The organism is Streptomyces sp. NRRL F-5122 (assembly GCF_001507435.1).
GTDB classification, from domain to species: Bacteria; Actinomycetota; Actinomycetes; order Streptomycetales; family Streptomycetaceae; genus Streptomyces; species Streptomyces lannensis.
The window spans coordinates 375,791-389,040 of sequence record NZ_LMWH01000116.1; the positions used below are offsets into that span (position 1 = coordinate 375,791).

General features: G+C 70.3%; 13 protein-coding genes. 8 read left to right on the forward strand and 5 right to left on the reverse strand.

The window, feature by feature from the left end; translation table 11 throughout:
- The first annotated feature begins 168 nt into the window (after positions 1–168).
- The 6 genes from ADL25_RS14740 (at position 169) to ADL25_RS14760 (ending at position 6,715) form a co-directional block, all read left to right on the forward strand.
- Positions 169–927, forward strand: coding sequence for a DUF4328 domain-containing protein (locus ADL25_RS14740; protein WP_059128147.1), 759 nt, complete (start codon positions 169–171; stop codon positions 925–927).
- A gap of 199 nt (positions 928–1,126) precedes the next feature.
- Positions 1,127–2,941 carry a dolichyl-phosphate-mannose--protein mannosyltransferase gene (locus ADL25_RS14745; protein ID WP_107116608.1) on the forward strand — a complete coding sequence of 605 codons (1,815 nt, stop codon included), beginning with the start codon at positions 1,127–1,129 and terminating at the stop codon, positions 2,939–2,941.
- 237 nt (positions 2,942–3,178) lie between these two features.
- Positions 3,179–3,349 carry a hypothetical protein gene (locus tag ADL25_RS48965; RefSeq protein ID WP_159044927.1) on the forward strand — a complete coding sequence of 57 codons (171 nt, stop codon included), beginning with the start codon at positions 3,179–3,181 and terminating at the stop codon, positions 3,347–3,349.
- Positions 3,350–3,398: 49 nt separating this feature from the next.
- Entirely contained in the window at positions 3,399–3,965 is a 567-nt protein-coding gene (locus tag ADL25_RS14750; protein WP_059128148.1) for a Chromate resistance protein ChrB, read from the forward strand.
- 38 nt (positions 3,966–4,003) lie between these two features.
- Positions 4,004–5,182, forward strand: coding sequence for an MFS transporter (locus ADL25_RS14755; RefSeq protein ID WP_059128217.1), 1,179 nt, complete (start codon positions 4,004–4,006; stop codon positions 5,180–5,182).
- 447 nt (positions 5,183–5,629) lie between these two features.
- Positions 5,630–6,715, forward strand: coding sequence for a PP2C family protein-serine/threonine phosphatase (locus ADL25_RS14760; protein ID WP_234380912.1), 1,086 nt, complete (start codon positions 5,630–5,632; stop codon positions 6,713–6,715).
- 39 nt (positions 6,716–6,754) lie between these two features.
- Here ADL25_RS14760 and ADL25_RS14765 read toward each other — a convergent pair whose 3' ends face one another.
- The 4 genes from ADL25_RS14765 to ADL25_RS50490 all read right to left on the reverse strand — a co-directional run bounded on the left by ADL25_RS14765 (position 6,755) and on the right by ADL25_RS50490 (position 10,108).
- Complete coding sequence (locus tag ADL25_RS14765) at positions 6,755–7,633, reverse strand: MBL fold metallo-hydrolase (RefSeq protein ID WP_059128149.1); 879 nt, start codon at positions 7,631–7,633, stop codon at positions 6,755–6,757.
- Between the two features lie 135 nt (positions 7,634–7,768).
- Positions 7,769–8,800, reverse strand: a complete 1,032-nt coding sequence (locus ADL25_RS14770; protein ID WP_147318059.1) for a hypothetical protein — start codon at positions 8,798–8,800, stop codon at positions 7,769–7,771.
- Between the two features lie 81 nt (positions 8,801–8,881).
- Positions 8,882–9,601 (reverse strand): hypothetical protein, encoded by a 720-nt coding sequence (locus ADL25_RS14775; RefSeq protein ID WP_059128151.1) that lies wholly within the window; start codon positions 9,599–9,601, stop codon positions 8,882–8,884.
- A gap of 237 nt (positions 9,602–9,838) precedes the next feature.
- On the reverse strand, positions 9,839–10,108 hold the full coding sequence (locus tag ADL25_RS50490; protein ID WP_079050343.1) for a CGNR zinc finger domain-containing protein: 270 nt from the start codon (positions 10,106–10,108) through the stop codon (positions 9,839–9,841).
- 633 nt (positions 10,109–10,741) lie between these two features.
- On the opposite strand from ADL25_RS50490, the gene ADL25_RS14785 reads away from it, so the two are divergent.
- A complete protein-coding gene (locus ADL25_RS14785) occupies positions 10,742–11,383 on the forward strand; it encodes a class I SAM-dependent methyltransferase (protein WP_059128152.1) in 642 nt (213 codons plus the stop codon).
- A 34-nt stretch (positions 11,384–11,417) separates the two neighbouring features.
- Here ADL25_RS14785 and ADL25_RS14790 read toward each other — a convergent pair whose 3' ends face one another.
- Complete coding sequence (locus ADL25_RS14790; protein ID WP_059128153.1) at positions 11,418–11,984, reverse strand: TetR/AcrR family transcriptional regulator; 567 nt, start codon at positions 11,982–11,984, stop codon at positions 11,418–11,420.
- Positions 11,985–12,110: 126 nt separating this feature from the next.
- Between ADL25_RS14790 and ADL25_RS14795 the strand changes: the two genes are divergently transcribed.
- A complete protein-coding gene (locus ADL25_RS14795) occupies positions 12,111–13,043 on the forward strand; it encodes an SDR family oxidoreductase (protein ID WP_059128154.1) in 933 nt (310 codons plus the stop codon).
- Positions 13,044–13,250: the final 207 nt, after the last annotated feature.

The following is a 13,250-nucleotide window of genomic DNA, read 5'->3' on the forward strand; positions in this document are numbered from 1 at the left end:
CGGGCCGGTAGCGGCGTAAGCCGCCGACGGCACCCGGAGTACGCCTCGCCCGGCCGAGGCGCGCTCGAGTGGACGCGGGGACCGTGCGGATCCTATGTTGCGTGTCCGCACGTCGGTCTTGGCCGGAGCGGCGTCCCGGGATCCGACGGCATGTATGGGGAATGCACGATGATCTGTGCTCGCTGCCAGCACTTCGAAGCGGCACCGGGCGGCACTCTGTGCACCCAGTGCGCCGTCGCGCCGGAGCCGGAGGCCCCGCAGTTCACCGCTGCGCCGGTCGCCTGGGTGCGCTCGCCTGTGGGTCTCGGGCGGACGGCGGCCGCAGTGCTGGGAGTTGTCGTCGTCGTCGACCTGTTCGCGATCGGGGCTGCCATGGCCGTGTACGACGTGGCGGGCGACCTCGTCGGCGGCGTCAGCGGCGTGGGCGAGCGGGCGGAACGCGCGGACTCGCTGTACTCCTCGGTCGGTCTCCTCCGGACGTCCGTGCTGCTCACGTGCGTCGTCGTGTTCCTGTGCTGGTTCCATCGAGTACGGGTCAACGCAGAGGTGTTCAGTCCGTTCGGGCACGCCAAGAAGCGTGGTTGGGCGATCGGGGCGTGGTTCGTGCCGATCGTGAACCTCTGGTTCCCGCGCCGCATCGCACTGGACATCTGGGACGCCAGCAGCCCGTGGGACACGCCGCGGTCGCACGGGCTGGTGGACGCCTGGTGGACGCTGTGGCTCCTCTCCGTGCTGACGAACCGCGCGGGTTCCTTCGCCTACCGCAGCTCCGACACGGCCGAGGAGATCCGCGGCGCCGTGCGTCAGGTGCTGGTCGCGGATGTCGTCGACGCCGTGGCCGCCGTGCTCGCGATCCTCGTGGTGCTGCGGCTGACCCGCATGCAGCACGAAAAGGTGCTTCGGGGACCGGCTACGGCCGCCTTCTGAGCGGCCCCTGCACCGTGCGGTCCTCGGGTCGCCGAGTCGGACGCCGGTGAAGCCGAGTGAGCCTGCGCTGTGCGGGCCCGTCGCTTCAGCCGCCGTCGGTTGACGCTAGGATCTCGCCGGATCGGGGACGGCGTTCGCATCGGCCCGTCGAATGAATCCGGCGTCTCGTTTTCCGGGCCGTCGATGAGAGGTGTGGCAGGTGGGGGACCGCGGGGCGCCTCATGGATCGCTCGACTCGGGCCGTGCCACGGGTCTCGCGGCCACGTTGCGGGGCGGCAGTGACCGTGTGGGCCCGAGCGCCCCGACGTACGGCCGCAGTTCGGGTGCACGGGGCCCGGCGGACGCGGATGCGCGATGGCTCGACCGTCTGCGACTCCGCTTCCGTTATGTGCCGACGGCGCGTACCGGTACGGCGGAACGGCTGGTCCCCGGCTTCCCCGCGCCGCCCACCCATCTGTGGCGTGTCCTCGGCTGTCCGCCGGGTCTTGCCCACCGCGCCGCCGGGGCGACCGGGTGGCTGGGCCCGGTGCTCGTGGCCGTTCTGGCGGGGGTGATCCGCTTCTGGCGTCTCGGCCGGCCGCACGACCTCATGTTCGACGAGACGTACTACGCCAAGGACGCCTGGGCCCAACTTCACCTCGGTTACGAAGGTGTGTGGCCGGACCGCAAGATCGCCGACCCCCAGGTACTCGCCGATCCCCAGGTCATCCCCCTTTCGGACCGGGGGGCGTTCGTGGCCCATCCGCCCATGGGCAAGTGGGTCATATCCGTCGGCGAGTGGTTGTTCGGCCTGGATCCGTTCGGCTGGCGCTTCATGACCGCCGTCCTCGGCACGCTGTCGGTTCTGCTGCTCTGCCGTATCGGACGACGGCTGTTCCGCTCGACCTTCCTCGGGTGCCTGGCCGGACTGCTGATGGCCGTGGACGGACTGCACTATGTGCTGAGCCGCAGCGCGCTGCTGGACCTCGTCGTGATGTTCTTCGTCCTGTGCGCCTTCGGCTGCCTCCTGATCGACCGTGACCGGTCCAGGGAGCGGCTGGTCCGGCTGCTGCCGAGGAGCGACACCGGTGAGGTACGGCCCGACGAGGACGTCGGGGCCCGGGGCGGCATGGGATGGCGGCCCTGGCGGCTCGCCGCTGGCGTCCTTCTGGGCCTGGCGGCCGGGACCAAGTGGAACGGCCTGTATTTCCTGGTGTTCTTCGGCGCGATGACCCTGCTGTGGGACGTCGCCGCGCGACGCGTGGCGGGCGCGCGTCAGCCCTACCGCGCGGTGCTCGGAAAGGACCTCGGCTGGTCCGTCGCCTCCCTGGTGCCTGTCGCCGTGGTGACGTATCTGGCGACCTGGTCGGGCTGGTTTATGTCGTCCGACGGATACGGCCGGCACTGGGCCGACGGCCGGGGCGGCTCCTGGGCGTGGGTCCCGGCGCCGCTGCGCAGCCTGTGGCACTACGAGTACCAGGTCTACCAGTTCAACATCGGACTGCACACGCCGCACAAGTACCAGTCGAATCCTTGGAGTTGGACGGTGCTCGGGCGCCCCGTGCCGTTCCACTTCCAGTCCTCGTCCTATGGGCAGGACGGCTGCAAGGAAGCGGGCGGCTGCGCTCGCGAGATCATTGCTCTCGGCACGCCGCTGCTGTGGTGGTCCGCGTGTTTCGCCCTCGCGTATCTGCTGTACCGGTGGGCGTTGAGGCGGGACTGGCGCGCCGGCGCCGTCCTGTGCGCGGTTGCGGCGGGCTGGCTCCCGTGGTTCATGTATCAGGACCGCACCATCTTCTCCTTCTACGCGGTCGTCTTCCTGCCGTACCTGTGCCTGGCCGTGGCGATGACGGCCGGGGCTCTTCTCGGGCCGGCGGGAGCCACCGAGCGGCGCCGGTTGTGGGGGGTGGCGGGCGTCGGCGCGCTCACGCTGCTGATCCTGTGGAACTTCGTCTACTTCTTCCCGATCTATTCGGGGAACATGATCCCGACCGACTCATGGCGTGACCGCATGTGGCTGGACACCTGGGTCTGACCCGATACGACGGGCCGATGCCGTCGCCGGGACCGCATGGTCGACCGAGGTGTTCTCGCGCGTCCCCCCGGTTGTCCGGTCCCTTCCGGAGACCAACGGCCAAGACCGGTCGGTGACGTGGCCCTGCCGGAAGGCCGGCCACCATCAGCGAGAACCGACCGTGCCGTTCTCCCTGTGTCAGGGAGAACGGCACGTGGCTCGGGCGCCGGTCACCAGGATTCGGCCTGCAGGAACAGCATGACCACCTCCACCAGGAACCAGATGGAGAAGGCCAGGCAGGCGAACCACAACCCCCACAGCCACCGACGGATCTCCCGGCGCATGCGCATGCGGGAATCATCTCCCGTCAGGGTCAACCGGATCGTCGTCGGGGTGGCGCTGCTCGCCACCGGTGTGCTCAGCGCCTGACCGAACAGCGAGCACGTCCCCTGATGTAACTGCTGCTACATTCGAATACGTGACCAGTACCGAGCCGGCGAACCGGTGGATCGTCCTCGTGATCAAGGTCCCCGCGGAGCCCAGCCGCCACCGGGTGGCGGTGTGGCGCGAGCTGCGCCGGATCGGTGCCCTCTCCCTCGGCCAGGGGGTGTGGGCCGTGCCCGATGTACCGGCCTTCGCCGACGGCATCGCTCGCGCGATCGCACTGACCGAGCAGGCGGAAGGGCACGCCCTGACCCTCAGCGCATCGGGCCGCGGTCCCGAGGACGCGGCCCGCTTCCAGGCGATGTTCACCGCCGCCCGGTCCGACGACTGGCGCGAATTCCTGGCCGACTGCGGCAAGTTCGAGGAGGAACTGGCCAAGGAGATCCGCATCGCCAAGTTCACTCTCGCCGAGTTGGAGGAGGAAGAGCAGTCGTTGGAACGACTGCGCCGCTGGCACCGGGACCTCATGGCGCGCGATGTCTTCGGCGCACCGGAGTCGGCAGCGGCCTCGAAGCGGCTCAAGGAGTGCACGGCCGCATGTGAGGACTACGCGGAGCGCGTGTTCCGCGTGCTGCACCTGGCGATGGACGAGGGGCCATGAGCCGGGGCGCCGTGGCGCGATCGGCACCGCCCCGCCGGATGTGGCCACTCCACGCGGCCGGGTTCACCACGGCCTTCGGAGCCCATGGCATCGCGGCCAACCTCGGAGGCTTCTCCGAGGACGGTGTGACCTCCCTGCTCGTGCTCGGCGGACTGCTCGCCCTGTACGACGGCGCCGAGGTCGTCCTCAAGCCGGTCTTCGGCACACTCGCCGACCGGATCGGCGCGCGGCCGGTACTCCTCGGCGGTCTCCTGGCCTTCGCCGCGGCGTCCGCCCTGTACCTCGTCGCGCCGAGCCCGGGCTGGCTCTGGGCCGCCCGTCTGGGGCAGGGCGCCGCGGCCTCCGCCTTCTCACCCTCGGCCTCCGCCCTCGTCGCCCGGCTCAATCCCGACTCCGGACGCGGTCGCGCCTTCGGCAGCTACGGCTTCTACAAGTCGATCGGCTACACCCTCGGTCCGCTGCTCGGCGGAGTACTGGTCTGGGCAGGGGGACTGCGGCTGCTGTTCGCGGTGCTGGCAGTGCTCGGTGCAGCGGTCGCCGTATGGGCCGCGGTCGCGGTGCCCGTCGTGCCGCCCCTGCCCAAGGACCGGCAGACGGTGCTCGCACTCGTGCGCCGGATGACCGACCCCGCCTTCCTCGCCCCGACGGCCGCACTCGCCGCGGCCACCGCCGCTCTCTCGGCCGGTGTGGGCTTCCTGCCGGTCTCCGGCCGGGCGGTCGGGCTGGGCACGGTCGTCACCGGCGCCGCTGTCTCGGTACTGGCCGCCTGCGCCGCCGTCGTCCAGCCGCTCGCCGGCCGCGCCCGGGACGAAGGCCGGATCACGACCGGCGGGGGAATGACCGCCGGTCTGCTGCTCACCGCCGCCGGACTGGCCGGTGCCATGCTGCCCGGCCTCTTCGGTGTCCTCGTCGGAGCCGCACTGATCGGTGCGGGTACCGGTGTGATCACCCCGCTCGGCTTCGCCGCCCTGTCCTCGTCGACTCCCGAGGAGCGCCTGGGGCAGACCATGGGCGCGGCCGAGCTCGGGCGCGAGCTGGGGGACGCGGGCGGCCCACTGCTGGTTGCGGGGGTCGCGACGCTCGCCACCCTCACATACGGGTACATGGCCCTCGGGATCCTCGTCGTCCTAGGCCCCTTGGTGGGACTGCTCCGCCGCTCTTCGATACGTGACCCCGCGCCTCGCGGCGCGAGGAGTGACGTATCCGAAGGGTCGTGAGTGCCCCGCCGAGGGCACCGTCTCGCCCGGGGCGACCAGGGATTCACGTTCGGTGACCCGGCGATCGAGAACGATCGTTCCCGTTCTTGACGCAGCCGGATCCGAGTCGCAGAGTGGACCGCATAGTGGGAGGTGAATTCCACGATTCGGTAAAGAGGCGGTGGGGCTGCGGCCGGCGCGCAGCGGTACACCGAGCCGCGTTGCCTCGTACGGCAGCGGGTCCTGCCCCTTCACCATGCACGGGGGGCCGTACGACCCGCAGGACCGCCCATGGACCTCGACTCGACCTTTCACCGGACGCCGCACGGCACAGACGCCGGACTCATAGCGCACCGGGCCGGGATTCCCGGTATTCAAGGACGGCATCTTCGACGCAGACTCCGCGCCCGCGGCCCGACGTCGACAGCCGGTCGACTGTACATAGGCGGAACGGCGGTCTCACTGATCGTGGCGATCACGCTGGCCGCCTCCTTCGTGCCCATGGTCGTCCATCTCTCGCCCCTGCTGGTGGCGGCCCCCACGTTCACCGCGGCATTCGCGCGCGTCCGATTCACGGTCGGCATCGCACTGCTGGCCTGTGCGGCGACCGTCGTCATCGATACGCACGACACCCTGCTGAGATCACCGATCCTGGCCGTCCACATCGGCGCCCTGCTGGCGGTCTCCAGCTTCGTGGTCGCCGCACGAGCCCTGCACGACCGCGATCTGAGAGAGCTGACCCAGGTGCGGGCGGTGTCCCAGGCCGCGCAGCAGGTTCTCCTGCGACCGATCCCGAGCCGACTCGGCCCGGTGTCCATCGCCTGCGAGTACCGTGCGGCCGCCGAGCACGCCATGGTGGGCGGCGACCTCTACGCCGCCGCTCGTACCGGCACGGCGACCCGCATCCTCATCGGCGACGTGCGCGGCAAGGGGCTCGCGGCCATCGAGGACACCTCCGCCGTCCTCGGTGCGTTTCGCGAGGCCGCACCCGAGCACGCCACCCTCCCCGAACTGGTCGCGTCGCTGGAGCGCAGTGTGCGCAGGCATCTGGCCGAACTCGCCGCCTGCGACCCCGAGGCCGGCGAGCGGTTCATCACGGCGCTTGTGGTCGAGATCCCGGATCGGGGCGGAGTCGCGCGTGTTGTCAGTTGCGGGCATCCCCCGCCGCTGCTGAGGCACGACGGGCGTGTGCGGGTGCTGGAGGCTCTCCGCCCGGCACCACCGCTGGGTCTGGCCCACACCGAACCGGGCGCGTACCACCTGGAGTCCGTTCCGTTCGCCCCCGGGGACACCCTGCTGCTGTACACCGACGGCGTCATCGAGGCCAGGGACGCCGACGGCGGCTTCTATCCGATCCTCGACCGGGCCGCTGCCTGGACCTGGGAGAGCCCCGATCGCCTCCTGCGGCACATCAGCCGGGATCTGGACACCTACACGGGCGGTTATCTCGACGACGACCTCGCGATGGTGGCAGTGCGCTGGGGGCGTACTCCGGATGCGGTGGCGGATCCGTGCTTCTCCCGGCCTTTTGCGGCCGACGAGGCACTCACCTGACGGGGGTACCCTGCGTCCGCGGATCCGGCGGGCCGCTGCTCAATCGTTCGGCCAGAGGATGAAGTCGGGGAAGGCACGCCGTACGGGTCGGTCGCCGATCTCCTCGATCGCCGCGCGGATGTCGTGCAGGTGGCGCGTGGTCATCTGCAGCGGGGGCTCGTCGGGCTGGTAGGTGGTCCGGATCGGATAGTCCACGCCGGGCTGCCGGGTCATCTCGATGTGGCAGCCGAGCACATGTGTCACCGGGCGGCGGTCGGAGAACTCGATCAGTCGCTCCACGGTACTGGCGAAGGCCGGCCAGTCCTCGATGTAGAGACGGCCGGGATAGACCGTGTCGCCGGTGAACAGAATCCCGGTCCAGGGGTCGTAGAACGTCACCGCCGCCGTGTGATGGCCGGGCGTGGCCAGGCACTCCAGCACCCGGCCGCCCAGGTCGACATGCGCGACGGCGTCGGGCTCCTCCCTGAACCCGAAGTGGTCCCAGGCTTCGGCTCCTTGCGCCCCCACCACCGTCGTGTCGGGACGATCGGCGAACTGGGCGTCGCCCGCGGTGTGATCGCCGTGCGGATGGGTGTGCAGGACGAGCAGGCGGTACCCGTCGCGGTGATGCCGTTCGAGCCAGTCCGCCATGAGTTCGTCGACCGTACGGCGCAGGGGGAAGAACTCCTCGGACTCGGTGGCGCCCGTGTCGATCAACACGGCGCGGGCGTTGCCGAACAGCAGGAACAGGAACGGCGCTTCGTAGTTGACGGCCATGTTCTGCCGCAGGATGAACGTGTGCTCGTCGTAGCCGTGGACCTGGATGTCCGGATCGGTGTTGTGCTTGGCCGACGGAGAGCCGTGGATCCATCGGACGTCGAGTGCGCGCGGCCGGGGAGTCCCCCCGCCGAAATCGGTCAGGGCGTCGCCTGCGTCCATGGGGAATCCTCCGGTGCGTCGTCCTTGCGGAACCGCCCGGAGCTGGACCACGGCGCACATCTCGTGCCGGGGGCAGGGAGGGAGCGCTTCCAGGCGGACGCTACCACGGCGCAGGGCGCTGTCCTGCGGGTCCGCTCAGGCTGAGGAGACGGCCGCTCCCGCCGTCGGCAGGGCGTCCTGCGTCGCGCGGTGGGTACGGGCCGCCAGGAGAAGTGCGGCCCCCACGGCCCACAGGGTGAGTGTCGCCAGAGGGGCGAGCACATGTGCGCCGTCGAAGTAGCTGACGTCGGCGACGGCACGCACGGCGGCGCCGGGTGGGAGCAGTGCTGAGACGGACCGTGCGACACCGGGCAGCAGGTCGGGACCGACGGTCGCGCCGCTGGTGGAGTTGCCCACGGTCAACAGCAGCAGGGTGGCCATAGGGACGCCCACCGGACCGAAGTACGTACCGAGCAACTTCGTGGTGAACGCCGCGGCCGCCGCCAGGAGGGCCAGGACGAAGGCGAGGGGCAGGTACGGCGCGGGAACGGCACCGAGCACGGGTCCGGCGATCGCGGCGGCGACCAGGCCCGAGGCGGCGGAGAAGACGGTCACCAGGGTGAAGCGATGCCGCAGATGCAGCAGCTTGCTCAGCCCGAGCACGTTCTGTGCGAGGACGAACCCGGAGAGCGTCACTCCGAAGGAGACGTAGAACCCCGCCAGTCCACGTGAGTCGTAGCGGTCGAGGGGCACGACGTCGGACACGGTGACATGTCGACCGGCACCGTGCGCGTAGGCCGTGACGATCGCCTTGACCGCCGTCGTCGTCGACACACCGTTGGCGCTCGCGACATCGAGGCTCAGATCCTTGCCGTGACGCTCCGCGCCGAGCGCGGCCACCACGTCGCGATGACGGACCGCGTCGCGTGCCTGATCGGCGGAGTCGGTGGGCCGTACGTCGATCGCGTCCCCCAGGGCCGCCTGGACCTGGCTCGCCAGCCGGGGCCCGGCGACCGCCACCGGCAGCCGGTGGGGTTGGGGGTCCCGCTGGAGGCCGATGTAGCAGCTGACGAACGCGGAGACGATGACCAGGCCTATGAGAAACGGCTGCAGCCAGACGCGGACGGGCGGTCGGCGTCTGGCATGCGAGGCCTGGGGGAGCTGGGGGTGCACTCTGGATCTCTCCATGATCATTGGCGGACCGGGGTCCGCGCGGCAGGACGGAAGGGGGCGGCCGGCGGGGGGCGTCGGCGTCGGACGGTGCTCCGGTCAGCGGAAGCGGACGTCGCTCAGGTCGATCGAGACCATGACCTGATGCACCAGCGGCCGGTCGTCGTCGTCGCGGCGGTAGGCCCGGCGTCTGGTCGGGAGCAGGATGCCGTCCGCTTCCACGAAGTCGTGGACGTACTGCGCGGCGGCGAACCCACCGGCCACGTCGACGTAGTAGTCGTGCCGGCGCAGGAGGTGGTCGGAGCCGAAGTAGAAGTCCTGCTCGGTGCTGTGGCTGGCGATCTCGGGCGGGAAGGTGGCACGCAGACCCCGCCAGATCTCGTTTCCCTCCCGCCACGGCTCGATCTCGGTGACCGTGAAGCCCGGCATGGTGAGCAGGAAGGGGGTGGTGAGGTAGGTCCACAGCGCGTAGCCGTTGAAGTAGGCGCGGTCCAGCGGGTCCCACGGGGACTGAAGAGTGTGTCCGGAGAACGACGTCCGCGGGTTCTCGCGCTCTGCCACCACCCGCCCGTCGAGTTTCTCGATGCTCACACGTCCGGGCGTGAAGTCGGTCCTCTGGTCGGGTGCGCCGAAGGGCGTGACCGAAGCGTGCTCCTCGTGCAGCCGGACGCTCATCTCGCGGGGTGCGGGATCCTGAGGCAGCCCTTTGACGGAGAAGAGGTCGCCGCCGCTGACGAGCGTGGCCCGACCCTCGGTCAGCTCCTGCCAGCGGGCGATACCGCCGTGGGCTTCGACAGCCTGCGTGAGCAACTCGTCCACGTGGGTTCCTTGCGTGCATGCGGTGGGGGGATGCCGGGCGCGAGTCACGTCCCGGCTCGTCGATGAGGGCCGCGGTGGTGGAGCACCGTGACATCCGGGTGTTCGCCGCCCGGCGAACGAAATAAGCGTATGTATTTTGCGTACGTCGAACAACAAAACCGGCAGGGCGTATCTCACATTTCGCGAATACAGGTCGAATGTATCGCCGCCGTCCGCGCCGTCGGAGGATCGCGGTGTCTACGACGCGTTCTCGGCGCGCCGTCTCGCCCGACAGGCCCGCAGGTTCGCCGCGTTGCCGCAGACCCTGACGTCGTGCCAGACCCCGCTGTTGTTGCGGGACCGGTCGAAGAACGCCGTCCCGCACCGGTCGTTGCGGCACGGCTTCAGCCGCTGCCAGGTCCCCGCCCGCTGGGCCTGGAGGACCTCGACCAGGGCCGGCGCCGCCACACGCCGCCATCCGGTGCCGCGCGGTTCCGGCCGGACCTCTCCGCTGCCGTCGAGACGCATCGCGACGGCGACGGAGCGTCGCGGGGGGAGTGTGTCGTCGCGGCCGTGATGCGCCGTCCGGCGCAGATCGTCGCGGAAGGAACGCAGCTCCTCCAGGTCCTGGGGCCGAGTTCGACATGCGCCATGCGTTCCCCTGTGGCCTTGCTCCACTGTGCCGGCGCCTGATCGACCCAGGTCCGGGCCTCACCCGGGTCCGTGAGGAGGTCGCGTGTGCGCGGCTTGCCGGCGGAGACCGTGTTCATGAGGTCCTGTACGAAGGCAAGCCCGTCCGGGCCCGGGTCGATGGCATAGCGAACCGTGGCCGACCGGCTCATCCGGATCACTTCCCCTGGTCGACGTAATGGCACAGCTTCCAACAGAACCATACGCCTTTTACCTATTATCCTCGATGTGAGTTCGTTCATGTGCGGCACTGGTCCGGTGGGGTGCGCCGGAGGAAGGTCCGGCGGTGTTCCGCTGGAGTGATGTCCACTTCGCCGACCGGCATCCGGGTTCCCTGCCGGTCCGGGCTCACGGCTCGCCGCGACGAGTCCATGGCACCCGGGTGCGCGACTCTGCGGCCCCGTTGTGAGCCGCCGCGAGCGATGCGACGATGCCTCCACGACTTCGCCGCGACGAAGGGGGAGAGACGCTGTGGGTGACCGGTACGACGAGCCGGCGGCGGCCGCGGTCTTCGACGCCTTGGGTGCCGAGTACGAAAAGGCGTTCGCCGACTCCGAGGCCCACCGGGCGTCGCTGACCTGGTTGCTGCGGCAACTCAAGCCGCGCAGCCGGGTGTTGGACGTGGGTAGTGGCACGGGCCGACCCACCGCAGCCGTCCTCGCCGCGGCGGGCCACGACGTGCTCGGTGTTGATGTCTCCCCGGTGATGGTCGACCTGGCGACCCGCCAGGTGCCGGACGCGACCTTTCGGTGCGCGGACATCCGTGAAATGCGGCTCGAGGAAGCCTCGTTCGATGCGGTGTGTGTCTACTTCGCCCTGCTGCAGATGTCCCGCGCCGAGCAGACCGCCGTCGTACGGCGGCTCGCGGGGGCGGTGAAGCTGGGTGGGAGTGTGGTCCTGGCCACGGTGCCGCTCGATCTGGAGGGCGTCGAAGGCGTCTTCATGGGACAGGCCGTGCGCGTGACCAGTTTCGCCGCCCAGCAGTTCGCCGACATGGTCACCGGGGCGGGACTCGGTGTCGTCACTCGGCAGGCACTGATGTTCACCCCCGCCCACCCCGAGGCCGTCCCCGAGCCCCATCTGTTCCTGCACTGCCGGCGGGACTCCGCGTGAACCTCGCGTGATCCCTGCGGCCCACAGCCGGTGATCAGTTGCCGGAGGTCACGACCTTGAGTTCGTCGAGCGACTCCCGAATGAAGAACCCCAGGCCGCGTCCATCGGTTTCGCCGACCCAGCGCTCGAACGCGACCTTGAAGACGGCGATCCCCGCCTCGGCGGTCAGGCTCGCTGCCGGTTCCGGAACGCCGCGCTGACGCAGGGTGTCGGCGAGCGCCGCGGACAGCGACGCAAGCTTGATCAGTTCGCGCTCCCGCAGTTCCGCGTTGGCGACGATGACCGTCTGGCGCCGGCGGGAGTGGGCGTGCCGGTCCTGGAACACCGAAGCCACGGCATCGAGGGCCGCGGCGATCGCCTCGATCGGCGCCGCCGACTCCGGTGCGGCCGCGGCGGTGCTCACGAAGAGCGCCTGCAACGTCTCGGAGCCCGCGAACAGCACCTCCCGCTTGTCGGCGAAGTGCCTGAAGAACGTGCGCTCGGTGAGCCCCGCCCGCTTGGCGATCTCGGCCACCGTCGTCTGCTCGAACCCGCGCTCGCTGTAGAGCTCCAGTGCTGCCTGCTGGAGTCGCTCGCGCGCGTTCGGCTCCCATCGACCCATGGCCGTGATCCTACGTGATGACAGTCCCTGACATTGGTGCTACTTTCGATGACAGTGACTGACATCGATCTGCCCCTCTGTCGTGCTCGGCCTGAGGGCGGTCGATTTGTATCCGGAGGTCTTTCAGTGCGTGTCTTCGTCACCGGCGCATCCGGCTGGATCGGCTCCGCCGTCGTTCCCGAACTCATCGGCGCCGGCCACCAGGTCGTCGGGCTCGCCCGCTCCGAGGTCTCGGCCGCCGCCCTCACCGCTGCGGGCGCCGAGGCGCATCGCGGCACCCTCGACGATCTCGACATCCTGCGCAGTGCGGCTGCCGAGGCGGATGGCGTGATCCACCTTGCGTTCAAGCACGACATCGCCTTCTCGGGGGATTTCCAGGGCGCCACCGACGCGGACCGCCGCGCGGTGGAGACGATGGGCGAGGCACTCGCCGGTTCCGGCCGTCCCTTCGTCATCGCCTCCGGGACGCTCGGAATCGCATCGGGGCAGGTCGCCACCGAGGAGGACGGCCGTCCGGACCCGGCCGGGCCGCGTCCGGACGGCGCAGAGCGGACTCGGTCGGCCACCGCGCAGCTGGCGCTCTCTTTCGCCACGGACAACGTCCGGTCCTCGGTGGTCCGACTTCCCCCGACCGTGCACGGAGAGGGGGACCCCGGCTTCATGGCGGCGCTGGTCGGCATGGCGCGCGCCCACGGTGTCTCCGGCCATGTCGGTGACGGGGCCAACCGCTGGCCCGCAGCGCACCGACTCGATGCGGCGCACCTGTTCCGCCTGGCGGTCGAGAAGGCTCCGGCCGGATCGGTCCTGCACGCCGTCGCCGACGAAGGTGTCCCCATCCGCACCGTCGCAGAGGTGATCGGCCGCCATCTTGATCTCCCCGTCGCCGCGGTGGAACCCGAGGACGCGGCCGGACACTTCGGCTGGCTGGCCGGCTTCATCGGAGCCGACATCCCGGCCTCGAGTGCCCTGACCCGCGAGCTCATGGGATGGCGACCCACCCACCCCGCGCTGATCGAGGACCTGGAGAAGGGGCACTACTTCCAGACCAGCGATGGGTGAGGGGCGCGCCGGGACGGGATCGGCGCCCTCATGCCCGAGGGCCGAGGACGCCGACCCCGGTGGGGCCCGGCAAACCGCGTGTCAGGGCCGGCCCCGAGCGGCACGACGTCGCCGCGCGACCGAACACACCCGTCCCGTACGCCGTTCCCCGAGGCGGTGATCCGCTCGGCCCCCGTACCGGAGGATCGCATCCCGGCCTGCACCCTT

What these genes read in the sequence shown, in the direction of transcription:
- ADL25_RS14740 (WP_059128147.1), top strand. Translation starts at nt 169, where the DNA reads ATGATCTGTGCTCGCTGCCAGCACTTCGAAGCGGCACCGGGCGGCACT.
- ADL25_RS48965 (WP_159044927.1), top strand. Translation starts at nt 3,179, where the DNA reads ATGACCACCTCCACCAGGAACCAGATGGAGAAGGCCAGGCAGGCGAAC.
- ADL25_RS14755 (WP_059128217.1), top strand. Translation starts at nt 4,004, where the DNA reads ATGTGGCCACTCCACGCGGCCGGGTTCACCACGGCCTTCGGAGCCCAT.
- ADL25_RS14765 (WP_059128149.1), bottom strand. Translation starts at nt 7,633, where the DNA reads ATGGACGCAGGCGACGCCCTGACCGATTTCGGCGGGGGGACTCCCCGG.
- ADL25_RS14770 (WP_147318059.1), bottom strand. Translation starts at nt 8,800, where the DNA reads ATGGAGAGATCCAGAGTGCACCCCCAGCTCCCCCAGGCCTCGCATGCC.
- ADL25_RS50490 (WP_079050343.1), bottom strand. Translation starts at nt 10,108, where the DNA reads ATGCGTCTCGACGGCAGCGGAGAGGTCCGGCCGGAACCGCGCGGCACC.
- ADL25_RS14790 (WP_059128153.1), bottom strand. Translation starts at nt 11,984, where the DNA reads ATGGGTCGATGGGAGCCGAACGCGCGCGAGCGACTCCAGCAGGCAGCA.